Genomic DNA, 20,616 nt, shown 5'->3' on the forward strand with positions numbered 1-20,616 from the left:
AAAGACGCATGTCTTTGGAAAAAGGCCTGCTTGATAAGGGTACGCCGCGAGGATTGCAACCTCCGCGGCACGCGCAGGCCCTCAGGTCAGGTCGGTCATTACCGCATCACGGTACGCCGGGCGCGCCTTCAGGCGTTCGTACCAGGCCGCAAGATGCGGCTGTGCCGGGCGCTCGATGGGCATTTCGAACCAAGCATAGATGAAGCAGCCCAGCGGAATGTCGCCAATGCCGAATTGTTCGCCGGTGAGAAAGGGCTGCTTGGCCAGCGCAGCCTCAGGGATTGCCAGCAAACCCACGCAGGTATCGATGGCGGCCTGGATGGCGGCGACGTCGCGCTGCTCCGGCGCGGTGCGGACCGTCCCCCAGAACACGGTGCGGAACGGCGTTGCCAGGGACGAGGTGGTCCAGTCCATCCATTTCTCAGCGCTGGCGCGTTGCTGCAGGTCCTGCGGGTACAGGTCCGGCGCGTAGCGCGCGGCGAGGTAGCGGACGATGGTGTTGGACTCCCAGAGAACGAAGCCATCATCGTCCAGCGTCGGCACCACGCCGTTGGGGTTCAGCGCGCGATAAGGCGCGTCGTTGACCACACCGAACGCGCCGCCGGCATCGATCCGCTCATAGGCCAGACCCGCCTCTTCCGCACACCAGAGCGCCTTGCGCACGTTGGAGGAATTCTTCCGGCCCCAGATCTTGAGCATGCTGCGCCTCTCTTGTCGTCGTCATCGGATGAAGGCACGGGCTGAAGGCGTGACTTCGGATGACGGCACCCTACCGACAACGGCGCCAGGAAAAAAGACTCGCGTACTGATGGTTACTATCGATTGCGTTCATGGGCGATCGCTTTATTGCCTTGCCGCCTCACTGCGCATGTCGCCCTCCAGGGGCGCCTCCTCGCCGGTGAACAGATGCGGGTAGCACTGCTTCAGGTAGCTGAAGAAGAACGCCTCGGGTACATCGGGGAACTGGCCGTGGTCGCGCAGGTACTCCATGTGCCGTTCGCCGTCGCGGTTGAACGGGTGAAAGACGCTGTCGGTGCGCCCATCGAACTCCAGCGGCAGTACGCCGAAGGCTTCGCACAGGCCGATGTCGAAGGCCGGCGTGGCCTTGACCCAGCGGCCTTCGAGGAACAGCTCGGTGTAGCCGTGCATGGCGAATACCTCGCTGCGCAGCAATTCCAGCAGGCGCGGCGTGGCCAGGTGGTTCTTCACGTCGGCCAGGCCGATCCGTGCGGGGATGCCGCAGTGCCGCGCGCAGGCCGCCAGCAACGTGGCCTTGGGCACGCAGTAGGACTGACCGGCTTCCAGCGCATGACTGGCCTTGAGCGTCTGCGGGTCGCGGCTGAACACGTAGGGGTTGTAGCGAATCTGGTCGCGCACCGCGTAATACAGCGCCACCGCCTGCTCCAGCGGCGTGCCGCCGTCGCCCCGGTGATTTAGAGCGAACTCGATTACACCGGGGTGGTCACTATCAACGAAGCGGCTGGGCTGGAGGTAGGACTGCATGGCGTTGTCTCCGGGCGGTCATCCGTGATGGCGCCCACAGTCTAACCAGCGCCGGCGTCCGCCCGACACGGCGATCCGGCCAAGCTGTCCGGCCATGCGGCCATCGGCCCGATTCGCCCAGCTACGCTTTGAGTGCATGGTGAAGGGAGTTCCCGCTGGAAATACCTGCCGCTGTGTTCGCGCACGTTCGTCACCAAGCCCGCCGCGGCCTGCGGTCGCCGGGGCTGGCTGTCATGGAGGAATCCGCATGCTGCTCGTCTGGTTACTGGTTCTGATCCTCGGCGTCGCCTGGCTCGCACATCGCCGCGCCGCGCCTCTGAAAGCACTCGGCATCGTCGCCGTGTACCTGGTTCTGATGAGCCTGTTCAGCCACGCCCATGGCTGGATGGTGCTGTTGTGGCTGCTCTGGGCCGTGGTCGCGGTGACGATTCTCGCCACCGACCTGCGCCGCAGCCTGTTCACCTCGCGGCTGTTCGCCTGGTTCAAGAAGACCCTGCCGCCGATGTCCGAGACCGAACGCGAGGCCATCGAGGCCGGCACCGTGTGGTGGGACGGCCAGCTGTTCAGCGGCCGTCCGGACTGGCACACCCTGCTGGCCTACCCCCGCGCACAGCTGACCGAGGAGGAGCAGGCCTTCGTCGATGGCCCCACCGAACAGCTTTGCGCGATGATCAATGACTATCAGGTCGGCAAGGACATGGACCTGCCGCCCGAAGCCTGGGCCTACATCAAGAGCCAGGGCTTCTTCGGCCTGATCATTCCCAAGGAATACGGCGGCAAGGGCTTCTCCGCCTTCGCCCACTCCCAGGTGGTGATGAAGCTGGCCACCCGCAGCGGCGACCTCGCCTCCACCGTGATGGTGCCCAACTCCCTCGGCCCGGCCGAGCTGCTGCTGCACTACGGCACCGATGCCCAGCGCCAGCGCTACCTGCCGCGCCTGGCCAGCGGCGACGAGATCCCCTGCTTCGCCCTGACCAGCCCGCAGGCCGGTTCCGATGCCGGCGGCATGACCGACGTCGGCGTGGTCTGCAAGGGCCAGTGGGAAGGCGAGGAAGTGATCGGCCTGCGCCTGACCTGGGAGAAGCGCTACATCACCCTCGGCCCGGTGGCCACCCTCCTCGGCCTGGCCTTCAAGTGCCATGACCCGGACCATCTGCTGGGCGAGCAAGAGGACCTGGGCATCACCCTGGCGCTGATTCCCACCAGCACTCCCGGCGTGCAGATCGGCCGCCGCCACGTGCCGCTGGGCGCCGCGTTCATGAACGGCCCGAACTCCGGCAAGGACGTGTTCGTGCCGCTGGACTACATCATCGGCGGCCAGGAGATGATCGGCAAAGGCTGGATGATGCTGATGAACTGCCTGTCGGTGGGCCGCTCCATCTCCCTGCCGGCGGTGGGCACCAGCGCCGCCAAGGCGGGCAGCTACGTCAGCGGCCGCTACGCCCAGGTACGCGAGCAGTTCAACGTGCCGCTGTCGGCCTTCGAAGGCATCCAGGAAGCCCTCGCCCGTCTCGGCGGCAACGCCTGGATGATGGACAGCGCGCGCATCCTCACCGCCAACGCGGTGGACCTGGGCGAGAAGCCCTCGGTGCTCTCGGCGATCCTCAAGTACCACCTCACCGAACGCGGCCGCGAGTGCATCGCCCACGCCATGGACATCCACGGCGGCAAGGGCATCATCCTGGGCCCGAACAACTACCTGGGCCGCTCCTGGCAGGCCGCGCCGATCTTCATCACCGTCGAGGGCGCCAATATCCTCTCGCGCAACCTGATGATCTTCGGCCAGGGCGCGATCCGCTGCCATCCGTACGTGCTCAAGGAGATGGAACTGGCCCGCCGCGACGACCAGGACCAGGCGGAGCGCGAGTTCGACGAACTGCTGCTGAACCACGTCGGCTTCGCCGTCAGCAACGCCGCCAGCAGCCTGCTGCTCGGCCTGGGCTTCGGTAGCTTCGACCAGGTGCCGGGCGATCGGATCAGCCGTCCGTACTATCGCGCGCTGAATCGCCTTGCCGCGTCTTTCGCCCTGCTCGCCGACTTCAGCATGATGATGCTCGGCGGCGAGCTGAAGCGCCGCGAGCGCCTGTCCGCGCGTCTGGGCGACGCGCTGAGCCACCTCTACCTGGGCTCTGCGGCGCTCAAGCGCTACCACGACCTGGACAACCCGGACTACCTGCATCCGCTGCTGCACTGGGCGATGGAGGAGAACCTGGAGAAGGCCGAAGCCGCGCTGGCCGACCTGATCGACAACTTCCCCAACCGCGCCTTCGGCTGCCTGTTGCGCGTGCTGGTGCTACCACTGGGCCGTCGCCACCGTGGCCCGAGCGATGCGCTGGATGCCGAGATCGCCGACATCCTCGGCCGCCCATTGAGCGACCCGGCGCTACAGGCGATCCTCGCTGGCGCGCACTTGCCCACTGGCGCAGACGATCCGGTCGCCAAGCTCACCGTTGCCTACGACCAGTTGGCCGCCGCCGCGCCGTTGCAAAAGAAACTGCACAAGGCACTCAAGGAGCACGGCGTCACGCCCAAGCCGGGGCAGTCGCCCATCGACGCCGCCCACGACGCAGGTGTGCTGGCAGCCGACGAGGCGCAAACCCTCCACGCTGCCGAGCGCGCACGCCGCGCGGTAATCGATGTGGACGATTTCTCCAAGGAAGAACTGGCCGGCAAGGCTGATTGACCAACGCCATCCACGCACGGGGCGCCTTCGGGCGCCCTTCTTTTTGTCCGACGCAAAGCAAGGCCTGTTCGGGCTATTGGGCGCACACTCAGACAATCACCGCAATGGAGAACCGCACCATGCGTCGATCCCTTCCCCTCCTGCTGCTGGCAATGCTGCTGGCCGGCAGCGTCCACGCCGATCCCTGGCTCTACCCCAGCCGGCAACGCCCGGTGCCGCCCCCCAACCCGGTCATCGATCCGATCCAGCAACAGCAGGACAGCCTGCGCCGCCAGCAGCAGCTGCGGCAGAACCAGTTGGACAGGCAGCGCCTGAACTATGAGGACCAGCGCCTGCAGATACAGCAGCAGGACCTTCAACGACAGCAGGACAATCAGCGGCGCTGGAACGAACAACGTCGACAGAGCGACCAGATGATCCAGCGGCAGAAGAACGAGCTGCAGCGGGACCAGTTGCAACAGCAGCAGCGCCTGCTCGACCAACAGCGTCAACAGATCGACAACCAGCGCCGGCAGATCCAGATGCAACCGATCCGCTGATCGTTCCGGCGGCAGCGGCGGCGAAACCCGATATACTCCCCGGCCGTTTGTACAGAGCTCCAGAGGAATCCCATGGCCAGCGCCTATCTCGACCACCATATCGCCCTGCTCAACCACCTGCGCATGATCCTTGGCGCCCTGGGCGAAGCCGAGCAGGTTCCCGAGGACAACCACGGCCTGTTCCTCGAGCGTTTCGACGAACTGCTGGTGGAACTGCCGCGCGACCCGGAAGGTGCCCAGTACCTGGGCCAGGACCTGATCAGCCAGATCTTCCACCGCTACCCGCAGATCGCCCACCTGATTCCCCGCGACCTGCTGTGGTTCTTCGGCGGCGACTGCCTGCACTACATGCCCGACGAAGAGCTGCAGATGTACCAGCAGCTCGACGAACGTCGCTTCGAGGCCGAAGAAAACGGCGAGCCTTTCGACTGGAACCGCGAGAAGCAGGTGCTCGCCCTGCCGGATGACGCGCCGAAGCACTGATGTTCCCGGCGGCGCGGCACCTGCCGCCGCGCCACGGACGATCTGTCCAGCACTCCACCCGGTCCGGTTGACAAACTGACAAGGACACCCTGCCGTCCCGCTCGTAGCCTTTTGTTACTTTTCCACGACAAGGCAGGGAACGTCATGCTCAGCTTCAAGATCTCGCAAGGGGCCCACGAGAAGGTCCGCCGCATCTCCAGCATCCTCTGTACGGTCTTCGCCATCGGCTTCATCCTGGTGATGTGTCTCACCGCCATCGGCGATCACCTGCGCGCCAAACGCATCCTTGCCGACCACTCGGTGGTCAGCGCGCCACTGGCGCTGGATGAAGTCACCGAGGAGCGCGGCCGCCGCGGCCGTACCAAGGAGATGTACCACTTCACCTACCAGTTCGAGGTGAAAGGCCAGCCCTACATCGGCCGCTTCGACATCGCTGGCAGCAACGCCGACAAGTATCCGGAAGGCACCGTGCTCCAGATCGCCTACTCCAACGCCAACCCGGCGCACTTCGACCGTCTCGACCGACTGCAAGGCCTCTCCGACACCAGCGGCCTGTTCACTCGCCTGGGTGTGGGTGTACTGGGCGCTGCGCTGATCAGCTTCATCGTCCACCTGTTGGCAACCCGGCGCCTGTTCGTACCCCGCGAGGAACAGCCGTCTGCCGCGTGATCCCCGGCCCTGGAAACGCAAAAGCCCGCCATGAGCGGGCTTTTGCGTTGGCATTTTCTCGGCACAAACGAAAACGCCGCCCAACTGGGCGGCGTTTCGATTCTGGAGCGGGAAACGAGACTCGAACTCGCGACCCCGACCTTGGCAAGGTCGTGCTCTACCAACTGAGCTATTCCCGCATCAACCTGCTGTAACCGTCGGCATTCGCCGGTGGTTAACGAAAACGCCGCCCAACTGGGCGGCGTTTCGATTTTGGAGCGGGAAACGAGACTCGAACTCGCGACCCCGACCTTGGCAAGGTCGTGCTCTACCAACTGAGCTATTCCCGCAGCAACTTATTGCAACCTTCAGCTTTCGCCGAAGGGTAACGCCATTTCATCTTTCGATCACCGCCGAAGCGATGATCGAGAATCTGGAGCGGGAAACGAGACTCGAACTCGCGACCCCGACCTTGGCAAGGTCGTGCTCTACCAACTGAGCTATTCCCGCAATGGCGTCCCCTAGGGGACTCGAACCCCTGTTACCGCCGTGAAAGGGCGGTGTCCTAGGCCACTAGACGAAGGGGACGCGGCCCGGAACTTAACATCTTTCCGACTTCGTCGTTCCGGCAAGTTCTGCGTTTCGCGTCGAAGTGGCGCGCATTCTAGGGACGCTTTGAAAGTCCGTCAACCCTTAGTAGAAATATTTTTTAAATCAAAGACTTCTGAGTAAAAACTGAGCTGCCGCTATCAGCAGTATCACTAAGACATTACACTCGCGGAAAAACATCCGGAGCACTCCACGGTGTCGCCAATCGTCATTACGGTCCTGGTTCTCGTCGGTATCGCCCTGCTGGTCGCCATCGGCTACATCAACCATCTGGTGGAAAACCGCAAGCTGGAACAGGCGCGTCTGAAGGCCGATCTGTCCGACCGCTGCCGGCGTTGCGCCGATGTTTCCGAATCTCTACCCGGCCAGTTCATGTCGCCGGCGCTGAAGCTGCTGCTCAGCGGCTTCGAGCTGAACCTCAGCGAGCGCCTCCTTTCTGTCGATAAACAGAACACTGCGCTGAAGCAGCGTATGGAAGAGCTGCGCGGCCTGGTCGCCAAGGGCGAAGCCATTCCAGTGAAGAATGCGCCGCAGCCGATCCTCACCGAGGCCAAGGCCAAGGACGTGCGCTTCCTCTTCGAAGCCCTGCACGCCCAACTGACCCGCTGCGCCCAGGACAACATGCTGCCGCGGGTCGAGGCGCAGAGGTGGGTGAAGGAAATCCGCCACCTGCTCACCCTCCTCCACATAGAGTTCTTCGGCAACCTCGGCCAGCAGGCGCTCCAGCAAGGCCAACCCCGCCAGGCACGCCTGGCCTTCGAGCGCGGGGCTCAGTACCTGCAGAAGCAGCCGGAAATCGGCCGCTACCAGACGCAGCTCAAGCAGATGGAAGTCCAGTTGGCCCGCGCCAACGCCCTGGTGCTGGAATCTTCCCAACCCGCAACCGATGAACAGAGCGAACTGGGCGACGGTCTAAAGGCACTGGATGACGACGATATCTGGAAGAAGAAGAACCTGTACGACTGATCCGTCGTTGAACCTCTACCCCGGCCACCTTCGCCCCAGGAGCCTTGCATGAGCCTCGTCGTTTTCGGCGCCCCGCTGTCCCCTTTCGTACGCAAAGTCCGCCTGTTCGCGGCCGAGAAAGGCTTCGATTACCAACTGGAGAACGTCAACCCGTTCAACCAGCCGGACTGGTACCGCGATCTCAACCCGCTGCGCCGCGTGCCAGCGATCCGCGACGGTGACTTCACCCTCGCCGACTCCAGTGTCATCTGCCACTACCTGGAAGACCGCGACCCGCAGCGTGCTCCGTTGTGCGGGGAAGGCGCCCAATCCCGCGCACGGATCAACTGGCTGGAGAAGTACGCCGACTACGAGCTGGCGCCGCTGACCACCTTTACCGTGTTCCGCAACCGCCTGCTCAAGCCGCTGATGGGCAAGACCTGCGATGAAGTCGCGGTGAAGGGCGCCATGCAGGAGAAGCTCCCCGAGCACTTCGACTACCTGGAGAAATGCCTGGGCGAACAGCAGTGGTTCGTCGATAACCGCTTTAGCCTGGCCGACATCGCCATCGCCTGCCAACTGGTCAACCTGCGCCACGGCGGGGAAGAACTGAACAACCAGCGCTGGCCGGCGCTGGCCGCACACTTCGAGCGCACCCTCGCCCGCCCTTCCCTGGCCGCGATCGTCCAGGGCGAGTTGCAGATCATCACCAAGATCATGGCCAAGCGCTGAACCTGCGCCGATAAAGAAAAAGCCCCGCCTAGGCGGGGCTTTTTCATGGTCGCGAATCAGCAGTCGGACAGGCGCAGGAAGATTTCCACCAGGCGCTCGATGCCTGCCTGGTCTTCCGCACTGAAACGACCGAGGCTCGGGCTGTCCAGGTCCAGCACGCCGATCAGGCGCCCCTCCTTTACCAGCGGCACGACCAGTTCGCTGTTGGAAGCGCTGTCGCAGGCGATGTGGCCGGGAAATGCATGCACGTCTTCGACACGCTGGGTTTCGCGGGTACGCGCCGCTGCGCCACACACGCCCTTGCTGAAGGGAATGCGCACGCAGGCGACCTTGCCCTGGAACGGGCCGAGCACCAACTCTTCGTCGCGGTTCAGGTAAAAGCCGGCCCAGTTCAGGTCCGGCAGCTCGTTGAACAGCAACGCCGAAAACTGCGAGGCGTTGGCGATGAAGTCGCGCTCGTCGGCGAACAGCGACTCCGCCTGGGCGGCCAGCAGCGCGTAGCCGCCAAGGCCGGCGCCAGCCTGTTGCAGATCGATCATGGTGACTCTCCTTCCAGCAATTGTCTGCCCACCCAGTAGCGGGCGAATTGATAGGCACAGCGGCCATTACGGTTGCCGCGTCCGAGCGCCCAGCGGATGGCTTCCTTCTCCAACGCCTCGTCCCAGGCCCAGGCCGCGAGCCCGGACTTCTGCGCGAGCACCTCGATCCAGTGGCGCACAACGCTGAGGAAGTGCTCCTGGGTGAAGGGGTAGAAGGAAAGCCACAGGCCGAATCGGTCGGACAGGGCGATCTTGTCTTCGACGGCTTCGCTGGGATGCAACTCGCCATCGACCATCTTCCAGTTCTCGTTGTCGCTCTGCTTCTCCGAGACCAGATGGCGGCGGTTCGAAGTGGCATAGAGCAGCACGTTGTCCGGCGCCTGCTCGAGCGAGCCGTCGAGCACGCTCTTGAGAACGCGGAAATCGCCCTCGCCCGCATCGAACGACAGGTCATCGCAGAACAGCACGAAGCGCTGCGGCAAGCCCTGGACCTGCTCGACCACACGCGGCAGATCGGCCAGGTGGTCGCGCTCGATCTCGATCAGGCGCAGTCCTTCGCCAGCCAATTCGGCCAGCAACGCGCGCACCAGCGACGACTTGCCGGTACCCCGGGCACCCCACAGCAACGCGTGGTTGGCCGGCTGACCAGCGACGAACTGGCGGGTGTTGCGCGCCAGTTGCTCGCGCTGCTTGTCAACGCCCAGCAGATCATCCAGGCGCAGGTCGAGACGGACCTGCAGTGGCTGCAGGTACCCACTGCGGCCGTCGCGGTGCCAGCGAGCCGCCAGGCTGTGCTCCCAGTCCACCGTTTCGCGAACGGCCGGCAGCAAAGGCTCGAGGCGCGCCATCATCGCTTCGGCGCGGGCGAGAAAATCATTCAGACGAGAATCCACGCGAGTCTCCATGTTCTCCGAGTGCCACTCTTCAGGCGCGACGCGGGAAATTTCTTCGCCTTCGGGCTATCCCGACAGACGGTTCTGATGGGCTATGCTACGCCGCAGGAAAGCTTCTGCGAGGCGACGCTCCGCAACCATGGATATTGCGCTCACACATCGCCTCTCGTTCAAGCAGGCCAGCCTGACGGTGCTGGTGGCGTTCATCCTCGGCACCTTGCTGAGCCTCATCCAGGTAGGCGTCGATTATGCCAGCCAGGACGCCTCCATCAACCGCGAAGTGCGCGCGCTGCTGGACGTCAGCCACAACCCCGCCGCGCGAATCGCTTACAACATCGACGCTGAACTCGCCCAGGAACTGGTCGTCGGCCTGCTGCGCTCGCCCGCCGTGATTCGGGCCGAAATCATCGACAACGCCAACGTGCCCCTGGCCAGCGCCGACCGACCGCCGGCAGAAAGCCACCTGCGCGGCCTGAGCGACTTCCTCTTCGGCCAGCAGCGCACCTATGAGGAGCCGCTATTTGTCGAGCACGCGCCGGCCGAATCCCTCGGCGTGCTGCGCCTGGAGATCGATACCTTCGTCTTCGGCAATGACTTCCTCCGCCGAGCCGGGATGACGTTCATCTCCGGTTTCGTACGCAGCCTGATGCTGTCGTTGATCCTGCTGGTGCTCTTCTACGCGTTGCTGACCAAGCCGCTGGTGGCCCTGATCGACGCCCTGTCGCGCCACGACCCGCGCTCGCCTTCGCGCCTGCGCCTGCCCTGCCCGCGCGGCCATGAGCGCGATGAGATCGGCGTCCTGGTAGAGGTCACCAACCGCCAGCTCAACCGGATTTCCGTGGAGATGGAACAGCGCCGCGAAGCCGAAGATCGCCTGACCCAGTATCTGGAAGAGCTGGAAAGCATCGTCGCCGCACGCACTGCCGAACTGAAGGCAGCCAACGCTCGCCTGACTCTGTCCAACCAGGAACTGGAGCAGGCACGGCAGACCGCCCTCGCCATGGCTCAGGCGCGCGGCAGCTTCCTGGCCAACATGAGCCACGAGATACGCACCCCGCTCAACGGCCTGCTGGGCATGCTCGGCCTGGCGCTGGACGGCCCGCTGACGGCCGAGCAACGCCAGCAGCTGTCCATCGCCCACGACTCGGGCAAGGTGCTGGTGGAACTGCTCAACGACGTGCTCGACCTCTCCAAGTTCGAGGCCGGCCAGCTGGAGCTCGAGCAGATCCCCTTCGATCTCGGCACCCTGGTGGAAGACACCGCCAGCCTGCTCTCGCAGAACGCCGGCCCAGCGGTAGAACTTACCTGCCTGATCAGCCCGCAGTTGCCGGCACAGCTCTCCGGCGACCCGACACGGGTACGCCAGGTGGTCAGCAACCTGCTGTCCAACGCCCTCAAGTTCACCCGTTTCGGCCGCGTCGATGTATGCGTCGAGCCACTGGACCACGGGGTACGCATCAGCGTGCGCGACACCGGTATCGGCGTGGCACCCGAAGCCCTGCAGAAGATATTCCAGCCCTTTACCCAGGCCGACGCCGGCATCACGCGCCAGTACGGCGGCACCGGACTGGGTCTGGCATTGACTCGCAAGCTCTGCGAGGCGATGCAGGGCGAGCTGAGCGTGACCTCCGAACCCGGCCTGGGCAGCGAATTCGTCGTCACCCTGCCGCTGCCGTCACTGGAGCCAGCCCATCCGCCGGCGAAACTGGGCGGCAAGCTGATCGTGCAATGCGCCGCCAGCAGCGGGCTGGCGGCGCTGCTACAGAACTGGCTGCCGGCATGGGGTGTGGACTACCAGCGCCTGGACATCGACGAGAGCCTGGCTGGCGCCGAGCTGGACGCACTGCTCTCGGACTGCCCGGATTGCCTGGTCGTGCTGCGCCAGAACGTCACCAAACCGGTACTGCTGGTCACGGCCTACGGAAACTTCCTCGACCCCGAACTGGCACAGCGTCTCACCCCGCTGCGCCAACTCGCACGGCCGCTGTCCCGGACGGTTCTCTACCAGGCGCTGAAGCAGGCGTTCGAGCACCAGCCTCTACCGGCGTCGAAGTCCTCCGGAGCTGCGCCACAGGAGCAATTCGCCGCCCGGGTGCTGTTGGTCGAGGATAACCCCGTCAATCAGTTGGTCGCGCGCGGGCTGCTGCAAAAGCTGGGCTGCCAGGTGGCCATCGCCACCAACGGCGAAGAAGCGCTGAAACAGCTCGATGCCGCCGGGTTCGACCTGGTGCTGATGGACTGCAACATGCCAGTGATGGACGGCTACCAGGCCACCCGCGAAATCCGCGAGAGCGGCCGCTGGCCGGACCTGCCGGTGGTTGCCCTGACCGCCAACGCCCTGCCGGAGGAGCGCGAGCGCTGCCGCGCCGCCGGCATGGACGACTACCTCGCCAAGCCCTTCCACCGCGACGAGCTGGCAGCCATCCTCGAACGCTGGGCAGGGCACCGGCTACGCGGCTGACTCAGGCGTCCAGCTTAGCCAACTGCCGCAACAAGCCATCAAGCTGCTCGCGCAGACCATCGGTGACACCCAGATCGATGCCACTGCGGCATAGCAATTCCTCACGCAGCGGCAGCACCTTCTCGCGCAAGGCCACGCCATCCGCCGTCAGGCCGAGGTGCACCTCGCGCTCGTCATGCTGCGCACGGCGGCGCAGCACCAGGCCAAGCTGCTCAAGGCGCTTGAGCAGCGGTGTGAGCGTGCCAGAATCGAGCATCAGGCGCTCACCCAGCGCCTTCACCGACGGCTGCTCCGGTGGCTCGGCCTGCCACTCCCAGAGCACCAGCATGGCCAGGTACTGCGGGTAGGTCAGGCCAAGTGCCTCGAGCATCGGCCGGTAGCCACGGATCACCGCGCGCGACACGGCGTACAGACGGAAGCACAACTGGTTGTCCAGCTGCAGCTCAACCGGCAGGGCGACAGCGTCTTTCATCACAGCAGCGCTTCGATCTCGGCGGACAGTTGCTCGGGCTTGGTGGTCGGCGCGAAACGCTTCACCAGCTTGCCATCCTGGCCAATCAGGAACTTGGTGAAGTTCCACTTGATGCCCTGGCTGCCCAGCACGCCTGGCGCGCGCTTCTTCAATTGCACGTAGAGCGGATGGGCGTCCGAGCCATTGACGTCGATCTTCTTGAACAGCGGGAAACTCACGCCGAAGTTCAGCTCGCAGAACTGGGTAATCTCGCCTTCGTTGCCTGGCTCCTGCTTGCCGAACTGGTTGCAGGGGAAGCCAAGCACCACCAGCCCCTTGTCCTTGTACTCGCGCCAGAGCTTCTCCAGCCCCTTGTATTGCGGGGTGAAGCCGCACTGGCTGGCGGTATTCACCACCAGCAGGGCCTTGCCACCGAAATCGGCGAGGGTCTTCTGTTCGCCCTTGATGGTGGTCACGGGAATGTTCAGCAGTGCATCGCTCATCGGACATGGCTCCGGAGGAAGTGGGAAACAGAAGAATAGTGATCAATTGAATTGCGTGCAATTTAATTGATCACGAATCACCAAATGAGATGCCGCAATACAGGATTTCCCGCCCTGACCGTTAATAAAGAAAAGGCCCGCTCGATGGCGGGCCCAGGAATCATGCTTTCGGCACCAGCTTCAACGATGCCGAATTGATGCAGTAACGCAGCCCGGTCGGTCGCGGGCCATCGGGGAAGACATGGCCCAGGTGCGCATCGCACTTGCCGCAGCGCACCTCGATGCGGTGCATGCCATGGCTGAAGTCTTCCAGCTCCTTGACCACCTCGCCATTCACCGGCTGGAAGTAACTCGGCCAGCCGCTGCCCGAGTCGTACTTGGCGTCGGAGTCGAACAGCGCGGTGCCACAGCACACGCAGTGGTAGATGCCGGGTGTCTTGGTGTCGTGGTATTCGCCGGTGAAGGCGCGCTCGGTGCCGCCCAGGCGGCAAACATGGAACTGTTCGTCGGTGAGTTCGTCACGCCAGGAATCCAGGGGCTTTTCCAGCTTTTCCATCGATCTGCCTCCATTAATGGAAAAAATGCCCGATGCCTCCTTTTCCGGGAATCGGGCCGCACGTATGATGCGCGTGGTTAACGTCAGGTTCAGAATCTGCCGCACAGAGACATTCTCGCGATAGAAAAGCCTTAAAAAATCTGCTTTTTCGAGAAATTCACTGTTTTCCTGTCGATTTTCAGGGTCGACACCAGGGAAAAGCACTTCCGAACTCATCATTTGACGCCAGTCTGTCACCCGCGTTACAGCCTGCCAAGTCGCCGGCCGCGGACTATTTCGGAATCCCAGATCATGCAGGTCACCAAATCGAACAAGCTCGCCAACGTCTGCTACGACATTCGCGGGCCCGTGCTCAAGCACGCCAAGCGCCTGGAAGAGGAAGGCCACCGCATCCTCAAGCTGAACATCGGCAACCCGGCGCCGTTCGGTTTCGAGGCGCCGGACGAAATCCTCCAGGACGTCATCCGCAACTTGCCCACCGCCCAGGGCTACAGCGATTCGAAGGGCCTGTTCAGCGCACGCAAGGCGGTGATGCAGTACTACCAGCAGAAGCAGGTGGAAGGCGTCGGCATCGAGGACATCTACCTGGGCAACGGCGTATCCGAGCTGATCGTCATGGCCCTGCAGGCGCTGCTCAACAACGGTGACGAGGTGCTGATCCCGGCGCCCGACTACCCGCTGTGGACCGCCTCGGTCGCCCTTTCCGGGGGCAAGCCGGTGCATTACCTGTGCGACGAACAGGCCGGCTGGTTCCCTGACGTCGCCGACATGAAGGCGAAGATCACCAGCAACACCAAGGCCCTGGTGCTGATCAACCCGAACAACCCCACCGGCGCGGTCTATTCGAAGGAAGTGCTGCTGGATATCGTCGAACTGGCGCGCCAGCACAACCTGGTGATCTTCTCCGACGAGATCTACGACAAGATTCTCTACGACGAGGCCCAGCACATTTCCACCGCGTCGCTGGCGCCGGACGTGCTCTGCCTGACCTTCAACGGCCTGTCCAAGTCCTACCGCGTGGCCGGCTTCCGCTCCGGCTGGATTGCCATTTCCGGCCCCAAGCACAAGGCGCAGAGCTACATCGAGGGCCTGGACATCCTCGCCAACATGCGCCTGTGCGCCAACGTGCCGAGCCAGCACGCCATCCAGACCGCGCTGGGCGGCTACCAGAGCATCAACGACCTGGTGCTGCCGGGCGGACGCCTGCTTGAGCAGCGCAACCGTGCCTGGGAGCTGCTCAACGACATCCCCGGCGTCAGCTGCGTGAAGCCCATGGGCGCGCTCTATGCCTTCCCACGCATCGATCCGAAGGTCTGCCCGATCCACAACGACGAGAAATTCGTCCTCGACCTGCTGCTTTCCGAGAAGTTGCTCATCGTTCAGGGCACTGCTTTCAACTGGCCCTGGCCGGATCACTTCAGGGTGGTTACCCTGCCGCGTGTCGATGACCTGGAGCAGGCCATCGGCCGCATCGGTAACTTCCTGAAAAGCTATCGCCAGTAAACCATCGCCAGTGAATCCCAGCGCATAAATGGACCTGCAGATCGACGATTTCTACAAGGATGCCGCTGCCGGCCTGCTGACGCTCTACCAGGCCTTCCCGCGCAAGATCGCCCTCTACATCGAGGACCTGATCGGCCGGGAAGAGCCCGACGAGTTCGGCCTGCCCAGCACCCGCCACCAGAGTTGCCTAGGGGCGCTGCTGTGGTTGGCCGATGAAGGCTATCTGCGCTTCGAGGCAACCATTCGCTACGAAGCCTTGGACCAGGCGGTACTCAGCGAAAAGGCCTTCATGCGCCTGACCCGCATCGTTCCCCACGCCGTGCGCGACGCCGAGGAACTGCCGCCCAGCGTGCGCCGCGAGCAGGCCACGCTGGCCAACCAGCTGCGCGAAGCCCTGGCCAGCCGACACGGGGAACGCATCGCGCGCCTGACCCGTCTACTCTTCGAGAGCGCCCCCGGGCACCCTTAACCGAGGCAGGCGACACAAGTTGAAATAGTCCCCGAGTTGAATCGCCTGGGGGCCAACCGTATATACCCCGCATACTATCTAGCGATCCCGGGCACGCCTGTGCCCGTCGATCCGGAAAGCCGCAATCCCAGGCGGTTTTCCGCAATGTCACCGTGAGGAGAAGCTTTACGCCATGATGCGCATCCTGTTGTTCCTGGCCACCAACCTGGCAGTTCTGGTGATCGCCAGCATCACCCTGAAACTGCTCGGCGTGGACCGTTTCACCGGCCAGAATTACGGTAGCCTTCTGATTTTCTGTGCCGTCTTCGGCTTCGCCGGCTCCCTGGTTTCGCTGTTCATCTCCAAGTGGATGGCGAAGATGAGCACCGGCACCGAGATCATCAGCCAACCGCGCACCCGCCACGAACAGTGGCTGCTGCAGACCGTGGAAGAACTGTCCCGCGAAGCCGGTATCAAGATGCCGGAAGTGGGTATCTTCCCCGCCTACGAGGCCAACGCCTTCGCCACCGGCTGGAACCGCAACGACGCCCTGGTCGCGGTCAGCCAGGGCCTGCTGGAGCGCTTCTCGCCTGAAGAAGTGAAAGCCGTGCTGGCCCACGAGATCGGCCACGTGGCCAACGGCGACATGGTTACCCTGGCGTTGATCCAGGGCGTGGTGAACACCTTCGTGATGTTCTTCGCACGCATCTTCGGCAACTTCGTCGACAAGGTGATCCTGAAGAACGAAGACGGCCCGGGCATCGGCTACTTCGTCGCGACCATCTTTGCCGAACTGGTTCTGGGCATTCTCGCCAGCATCATCGTCATGTGGTTCTCGCGCAAACGTGAATACCGTGCCGACGAGGCGGGCGCCCGCCTCGCCAGCACAGGCGCAATGATCGCCGCGCTGCAACGTCTGCGCGCCGAACAGGGTGTGCCGGTGCAGATGCCGGACTCGCTGCAGGCCTTCGGCATCAATGGCAACCTCAAGCATGGCCTCGCCGGCCTGTTCATGAGCCACCCGCCACTGGAAGACCGCATCGAAGCCCTGCGCGCCGCTGGCCGCTGAATATCCAGACGATAGAAAAAGGCGACCCTCGGGTCGCCTTTTTTCATTCGCGGGTTACGCGAGCGGTCGCGGAAATGGCCGGCACTCCTGCAGGCTGGACATGCGCTCAGCCACGGTTCAGCGAGAAGACCACCTCGTCCAGGCGGCCGACGCCGCGCTTGAGGAATTTCGGATTCTCCGCCAGCACGTCGAGGCGCTCCACCTCCTCCACGCCCCAGCCCGTGGCGAAAAGCCCGCGCACCTCATCCGCCAGCACGGCGAAGGGCGGGCCGTCCATTTCCGCCTGCGGGTACTCCAGGCTGACCAGTAGCCCTCTCACCGTCTGCGGCAGAATCTGCTGCAAATGAACCGCATAGTCAGCGCGCAGATCCGACGGCAGAGCAATCAGCGCGGCGCGGTCGTACAGACCGCTGCAGCCGGACACCTGCTCAGCCGTCACGTCGAAGAAGTCGCCCTGGAGAATCTCCAGGCGCTCATAGCTGTAACGACGCAGCGCGCCTTCCTCGATGATCTGCGGGGTGACCCCCAGCTCGGCAAAGAAGTCGACGGCAGCACGCTCGGCTAACTCAACACCCAGCACGCGGTAGCCCCATTGCGCCAGCCAGAGCATGTCCAGGCTCTTGCCGCAGAGCGGCACCAGCACCTGCGAATCCTCGGGCAACCCTAGGTTTGGCCAATGCCGTTGCAGACTAGGATTCACCGACTGCTGGTGGAAGCCGATTTCATTGCGCGCCCAGCGCGACTGCCAGAATTCATGCTGCATACATCACCTGCTCAAACATTCCGCAATGGGCGACCAGCAGCCAGCACCAACGGAGACGGCACCACTCGTACCAGCTGTCTCCGGACCTGTCAGACTGACTGGATAACTGATTTCGCCGATTGCTTGGGAAATTTCCGCAAACTCTAACGCATCATCCTATATACAACCCGCTCAGGCGCTCTATTTCGCCTGACATTCCGACTCTGCAACCCGGTTGGCAGTTCTGAAGCGATGCATCTCAATCCACCCAATGCCGGAAATACATCTACTATTACGATCATTCTTGTCAAAAACCCATGCTGGATTTCGATCTTTGAGCGCGTGAACATAGAGGCATTCAAGTAGCGAGGTTCGCCATGCTCCCTGCCCTGTTCATCTCCCACGGCTCCCCCATGCTGGCCCTGGACCCGGGTGCCAGCGAGGCGCCCCTCAAGCGCCTGGCCCGAGAGTTGCCACGCCCCAAAGCCATCCTGGTGGTTTCCGCGCACTGGGAAACCCCGGACCTGCGCGTCACCGCATCGTCCAAGCCGGACACCTGGCATGATTTCTACGGATTCCCGCCGGAGCTCTACGCCGTGCAATACCCAACCACCGGCTCGCCGGAGCTGGCCAAGCGGGTGGTTGAGCTTCTGGCCGAGGACGGCCTCCCGGCCACCCTCGACCCGGAGCGTCCGCTGGATCACGGCGCCTGGGTCCCGTTAAGCCTGATGTACCCCGGAGCCGACATCCCTGTCGTGCAACTGTCCCTGCCCAGTCGCCTCGGCGCCCCCATGCAGCACCGCATTGGCCAGGCCCTGCGCGCGCTGCGCGAGGAGGGCATCCTGCTGATCGGCTCGGGCAGCATCACCCACAACCTGGGTGAGCTGAACTGGCGCGCCGGTCCTGAAGTGATTACGCCCTGGGCCAAGGCCTTCCGAGACTGGATGGTGGAGCACCTGGAGGCCGACGACGAAGCCGCCCTGTTCGACTATCGCCAACAGGCGCCCCACGCGGTGCGTAACCACCCGCGCGACGAGCACCTGCTGCCGTTGTATTTCGCCCGTGGCGCCGGCGGCTCGGCGATGACGGTGGAGCACGCCGGCTTTACCCTGGGCGCGCTGGGGATGGATATCTACCGCTTCGGTTGAAGCTCCCAGCCCTTGCAGGAGATAGCCGCGCCCGCGAACCAGGGACAAAGTCCGCTTCTGCAAAAGCTGAATGCCAGCAGCGCCCCATGGGCGTGATCGCGGGCAAAGCCCGCCCCGGCAGGGATGCCGGAAACAAAAAAGCCCCGCCAAGGCGGGGCTTTTTCATGCGCGAGAGACTGACGAATCAGTCTTCACGATAACGGCGCAGGCGCAGGGCCTTGCCGGCAACGCGGGTGTCCTTGAGCTTGGTCAGCAGACGGTCGAGGTTCTCTTCCGGCAGCTCGATCAGGCTGAAGGTCTCGCGAATCTGGATGCGGCCGATGGCCTCGCGGGACAGACCGCCCTCGTTGAGGATGGCGCCCAGCAGGTTCTTCGCCTGTACGCCGTCACGGGCGCCCAGGGCGGTACGGCAACGGGCCTTGCCTTCCGACGGCGGAGCCATCGTGCGGGGGGCGCCGCTGCGCTCGGGACGGTCACCGCGCTCGGGGCGATCGCCGCGTTCGCTGCGCTCGTAACGGTCGCTGCGCTCACGCGGAGCGGCCGGGGTCAGCGGTTGTTCGCGGCGGACCGACTCCAGGTCCAGCGCCTTGCCTTCGGTCAGCTTGGCCAGCAGCACGGCAGCCAGGGTGTCCATGTCGGTACCCAGGCGACGGCACAGTTCGTCACGCACGGCGCCACGGCTGGCTACGGCGTTGGCCAGCAGCGGTTGCAGGCCGGTGGCCAGACGGTTCAGACGTGCCTCGAGGACGGTATCGGCATCCGGCAGGCGAACTTCGCCAACCTTCTGACCGGTCACACGCTCGATCACCTGCAGCATGCGGCGCTCGCGCGGAGTCACCAGCAGCAGTGCACGACCTTCGCGGCCGGCACGACCGGTGCGGCCGATACGGTGCACGTAGGATTCCGGATCGTAGGGCATGTCCACGTTCAGTACGTGGGTGATGCGCGCCACGTCCAGGCCGCGGGCGGCGACGTCGGTGGCGATGACGATATCCAGCGAGCCATCCTTCAGGGACTCGATCACGCGCTCACGCTGGGCCTGCGGCATGTCGCCGTTCAGCGCGGCGGCGCGGTAGCCCTGGCGCTCGAGCAGCTCGGCGATATCCAGGGTGGCTTGCTTGGTACGGACGAAGCCGATCAGCGCGTCGAACTGCTCGACTTCCAGCAGGCGCAGGATCGAGGCCGGCTTCTGGTCCGCGTGGACCATCAGGTGGACCTGCTCGATGCGGGCGACAGTCTGGGTCTTCGCAGCGATACGGACGTGCTTGGGCTCTTTCAGATGGCGTTCGGCGATGCTGCGGATCGAGGCCGGCAGGGTCGCGGAGAACAGCACGGTCTGGCGGCTGGCGGGCATGGCTTCGAAGATCACTTCGAGGTCGTCCATGAAGCCGAGTTTGAGCATCTCGTCCGCTTCGTCGAGGACCAGGCGCTCGACGGTGGACAGCAGGTTCTCGTCACGGCGCAGGTGGTCGCACAGACGGCCCGGAGTGGCGACCAGAACCTGGGCACCCTGGCGCAGGGCTTTCAGCTGCGGGCCCATGGGGGCGCCGCCGTAGACGGCAACGACGCCGACGCCCGGCATCTGCTTGGCGTAGGTTTCGCAAGCGGTAGCGACCTGCAGCGCGAGTTCGCGGGTCGGTACCAGTACCAGCACCTGCGGAACGCGGCGGCTGGGCTCGATCTTCGACAGCAGCGGCAGCGCGAAGGCAGCGGTCTTGCCGGTACCGGTCTGGGCCTGGCCGATCATGTCGTGGCCTTCGAGGATCACCGGGATCGACTGGGCCTGGATCGGCGACGGCTCTTCATAACCGACAGCGGCAATGGCAGCGAGAATACTGGGATGAATACCGAGCGCGGCGAAGCCGGCGGTTTCCTGGGTCATGGGTTTTGCCTCTAAGTACATCCGCAAAGACCCAATAGCCGAGCTGCGCATGCCCTGTACGACAATGAAGTCACCCAGGCAGCTGGAAGCGGGGATTTGCGAAATGAAGATTGGAAGAATGCGTCAAGGAAGTCCGCACTGCGGACACACAGACCGAGCGTCAAAGCTGCGGAAAAATGCGGGATCCGAAACGAGGCCAGCGTTTGGCCGGCGCGTATCATACCGGAAAATCCTGACCAATGTGTTTCTTTTCGGAACATGCCCGGCGAACGGTCATAC

At 63.9% G+C, this 20,616-nt stretch carries 20 protein-coding genes and 4 tRNA genes; 11 read left to right on the top strand and 13 right to left on the bottom strand.

Going from position 1 to position 20,616, the window contains the following annotated elements:
* Positions 1–81 precede the first annotated feature (81 nt).
* Positions 82–699 carry a glutathione S-transferase gene (locus AC1ZV1_RS19690; RefSeq protein ID WP_484293230.1) on the bottom strand — a complete coding sequence of 206 codons (618 nt, stop codon included), beginning with the start codon at positions 697–699 and terminating at the stop codon, positions 82–84.
* Positions 700–843: 144 nt separating this feature from the next.
* On the bottom strand, positions 844–1,503 hold the full coding sequence (locus AC1ZV1_RS19695) for a transglutaminase-like domain-containing protein (RefSeq protein WP_484293231.1): 660 nt from the start codon (positions 1,501–1,503) through the stop codon (positions 844–846).
* Positions 1,504–1,750: 247 nt separating this feature from the next.
* On the opposite strand from AC1ZV1_RS19695, the gene AC1ZV1_RS19700 reads away from it, so the two are divergent.
* The 4 genes from AC1ZV1_RS19700 to AC1ZV1_RS19715 all read left to right on the top strand — a co-directional run bounded on the left by AC1ZV1_RS19700 (position 1,751) and on the right by AC1ZV1_RS19715 (position 5,877).
* Positions 1,751–4,186, top strand: a complete 2,436-nt coding sequence (locus AC1ZV1_RS19700; RefSeq protein ID WP_484293232.1) for an acyl-CoA dehydrogenase — start codon at positions 1,751–1,753, stop codon at positions 4,184–4,186.
* Positions 4,187–4,305: 119 nt separating this feature from the next.
* Positions 4,306–4,725 (top strand): PA2816 family glutamine-rich protein, encoded by a 420-nt coding sequence (locus AC1ZV1_RS19705; protein ID WP_484293233.1) that lies wholly within the window; start codon positions 4,306–4,308, stop codon positions 4,723–4,725.
* Positions 4,726–4,797: 72 nt separating this feature from the next.
* Positions 4,798–5,208 carry a PA2817 family protein gene (locus AC1ZV1_RS19710; protein ID WP_192432874.1) on the top strand — a complete coding sequence of 137 codons (411 nt, stop codon included), beginning with the start codon at positions 4,798–4,800 and terminating at the stop codon, positions 5,206–5,208.
* Positions 5,209–5,352: 144 nt separating this feature from the next.
* Positions 5,353–5,877, top strand: a complete 525-nt coding sequence (locus tag AC1ZV1_RS19715) for a DUF3592 domain-containing protein (protein WP_484293234.1) — start codon at positions 5,353–5,355, stop codon at positions 5,875–5,877.
* 103 nt (positions 5,878–5,980) lie between these two features.
* Here the strand turns inward: AC1ZV1_RS19715 and AC1ZV1_RS19720 are convergent.
* The 4 genes from AC1ZV1_RS19720 to AC1ZV1_RS19735 all read right to left on the bottom strand — a co-directional run bounded on the left by AC1ZV1_RS19720 (position 5,981) and on the right by AC1ZV1_RS19735 (position 6,444).
* A tRNA-Gly gene (locus AC1ZV1_RS19720) sits at positions 5,981–6,056 on the bottom strand.
* A 74-nt stretch (positions 6,057–6,130) separates the two neighbouring features.
* Positions 6,131–6,206, bottom strand: a tRNA-Gly gene (locus AC1ZV1_RS19725).
* 84 nt (positions 6,207–6,290) lie between these two features.
* A tRNA-Gly gene (locus AC1ZV1_RS19730) sits at positions 6,291–6,366 on the bottom strand.
* Between the two features lie 2 nt (positions 6,367–6,368).
* Positions 6,369–6,444 (bottom strand) — tRNA-Glu (locus tag AC1ZV1_RS19735).
* Between the two features lie 216 nt (positions 6,445–6,660).
* On the opposite strand from AC1ZV1_RS19735, the gene AC1ZV1_RS19740 reads away from it, so the two are divergent.
* A complete protein-coding gene (locus tag AC1ZV1_RS19740) occupies positions 6,661–7,431 on the top strand; it encodes a hypothetical protein (protein ID WP_484293235.1) in 771 nt (256 codons plus the stop codon).
* A gap of 48 nt (positions 7,432–7,479) precedes the next feature.
* Complete coding sequence (locus tag AC1ZV1_RS19745) at positions 7,480–8,142, top strand: glutathione S-transferase family protein (RefSeq protein WP_484293236.1); 663 nt, start codon at positions 7,480–7,482, stop codon at positions 8,140–8,142.
* A 56-nt stretch (positions 8,143–8,198) separates the two neighbouring features.
* Here AC1ZV1_RS19745 and AC1ZV1_RS19750 read toward each other — a convergent pair whose 3' ends face one another.
* Positions 8,199–8,681, bottom strand: a complete 483-nt coding sequence (locus AC1ZV1_RS19750; RefSeq protein WP_484293237.1) for a GAF domain-containing protein — start codon at positions 8,679–8,681, stop codon at positions 8,199–8,201.
* Positions 8,678–9,574, bottom strand: coding sequence for an ATP-binding protein (locus AC1ZV1_RS19755; protein WP_484293238.1), 897 nt, complete (start codon positions 9,572–9,574; stop codon positions 8,678–8,680). The genes AC1ZV1_RS19750 and AC1ZV1_RS19755 overlap by 4 nt, the downstream gene beginning before the upstream one ends.
* A 94-nt stretch (positions 9,575–9,668) precedes the next feature.
* Between AC1ZV1_RS19755 and AC1ZV1_RS19760 the strand changes: the two genes are divergently transcribed.
* The gene (locus AC1ZV1_RS19760) at positions 9,669–12,035 is read left to right on the top strand and encodes an ATP-binding protein (protein WP_484293239.1); all 2,367 of its coding nucleotides are present in this window, start codon (positions 9,669–9,671) and stop codon (positions 12,033–12,035) included.
* A gap of 1 nt (position 12,036) precedes the next feature.
* Here the strand turns inward: AC1ZV1_RS19760 and AC1ZV1_RS19765 are convergent, their stop codons facing one another.
* The 3 genes from AC1ZV1_RS19765 to msrB form a co-directional block, all read right to left on the bottom strand.
* Positions 12,037–12,507, bottom strand: a complete 471-nt coding sequence (locus AC1ZV1_RS19765) for a MarR family winged helix-turn-helix transcriptional regulator (protein ID WP_484293240.1) — start codon at positions 12,505–12,507, stop codon at positions 12,037–12,039.
* Positions 12,507–12,989: a glutathione peroxidase gene (locus AC1ZV1_RS19770; protein ID WP_484293241.1), complete on the bottom strand. Its 483-nt coding sequence runs from the start codon at positions 12,987–12,989 to the stop codon at positions 12,507–12,509. The genes AC1ZV1_RS19765 and AC1ZV1_RS19770 overlap by 1 nt, the downstream gene beginning before the upstream one ends.
* Before the next feature lie 160 nt (positions 12,990–13,149).
* Complete coding sequence (gene msrB, locus AC1ZV1_RS19775) at positions 13,150–13,545, bottom strand: peptide-methionine (R)-S-oxide reductase MsrB (RefSeq protein ID WP_045211413.1); 396 nt, start codon at positions 13,543–13,545, stop codon at positions 13,150–13,152.
* Positions 13,546–13,836: 291 nt separating this feature from the next.
* On the opposite strand from msrB, the gene AC1ZV1_RS19780 reads away from it, so the two are divergent.
* The 3 genes from AC1ZV1_RS19780 (at position 13,837) to htpX (ending at position 16,565) form a co-directional block, all read left to right on the top strand.
* A complete protein-coding gene (locus tag AC1ZV1_RS19780) occupies positions 13,837–15,048 on the top strand; it encodes a pyridoxal phosphate-dependent aminotransferase (RefSeq protein WP_259755988.1) in 1,212 nt (403 codons plus the stop codon).
* A 28-nt stretch (positions 15,049–15,076) separates the two neighbouring features.
* The gene (locus AC1ZV1_RS19785) at positions 15,077–15,517 is read left to right on the top strand and encodes a hypothetical protein (protein WP_484293242.1); all 441 of its coding nucleotides are present in this window, start codon (positions 15,077–15,079) and stop codon (positions 15,515–15,517) included.
* Positions 15,518–15,689: 172 nt separating this feature from the next.
* Positions 15,690–16,565: a protease HtpX gene (gene htpX, locus AC1ZV1_RS19790; protein WP_054909673.1), complete on the top strand. Its 876-nt coding sequence runs from the start codon at positions 15,690–15,692 to the stop codon at positions 16,563–16,565.
* Positions 16,566–16,671: 106 nt separating this feature from the next.
* Here htpX and AC1ZV1_RS19795 read toward each other — a convergent pair whose 3' ends face one another.
* On the bottom strand, positions 16,672–17,328 hold the full coding sequence (locus AC1ZV1_RS19795) for a thiopurine S-methyltransferase (RefSeq protein ID WP_484293243.1): 657 nt from the start codon (positions 17,326–17,328) through the stop codon (positions 16,672–16,674).
* Between the two features lie 356 nt (positions 17,329–17,684).
* Here AC1ZV1_RS19795 and AC1ZV1_RS19800 point away from each other — a divergent pair, with 356 nt between their 5' ends.
* Positions 17,685–18,455, top strand: coding sequence for a DODA-type extradiol aromatic ring-opening family dioxygenase (locus AC1ZV1_RS19800; RefSeq protein ID WP_484293244.1), 771 nt, complete (start codon positions 17,685–17,687; stop codon positions 18,453–18,455).
* A 184-nt stretch (positions 18,456–18,639) separates the two neighbouring features.
* Here the strand turns inward: AC1ZV1_RS19800 and AC1ZV1_RS19805 are convergent, their stop codons facing one another.
* Positions 18,640–20,337, bottom strand: coding sequence for a DEAD/DEAH box helicase (locus tag AC1ZV1_RS19805; protein WP_484293245.1), 1,698 nt, complete (start codon positions 20,335–20,337; stop codon positions 18,640–18,642).
* Positions 20,338–20,616 lie beyond the last annotated feature (279 nt).

It is taken from the genome of Pseudomonas sp. BB438 (genome assembly GCF_057180225.1).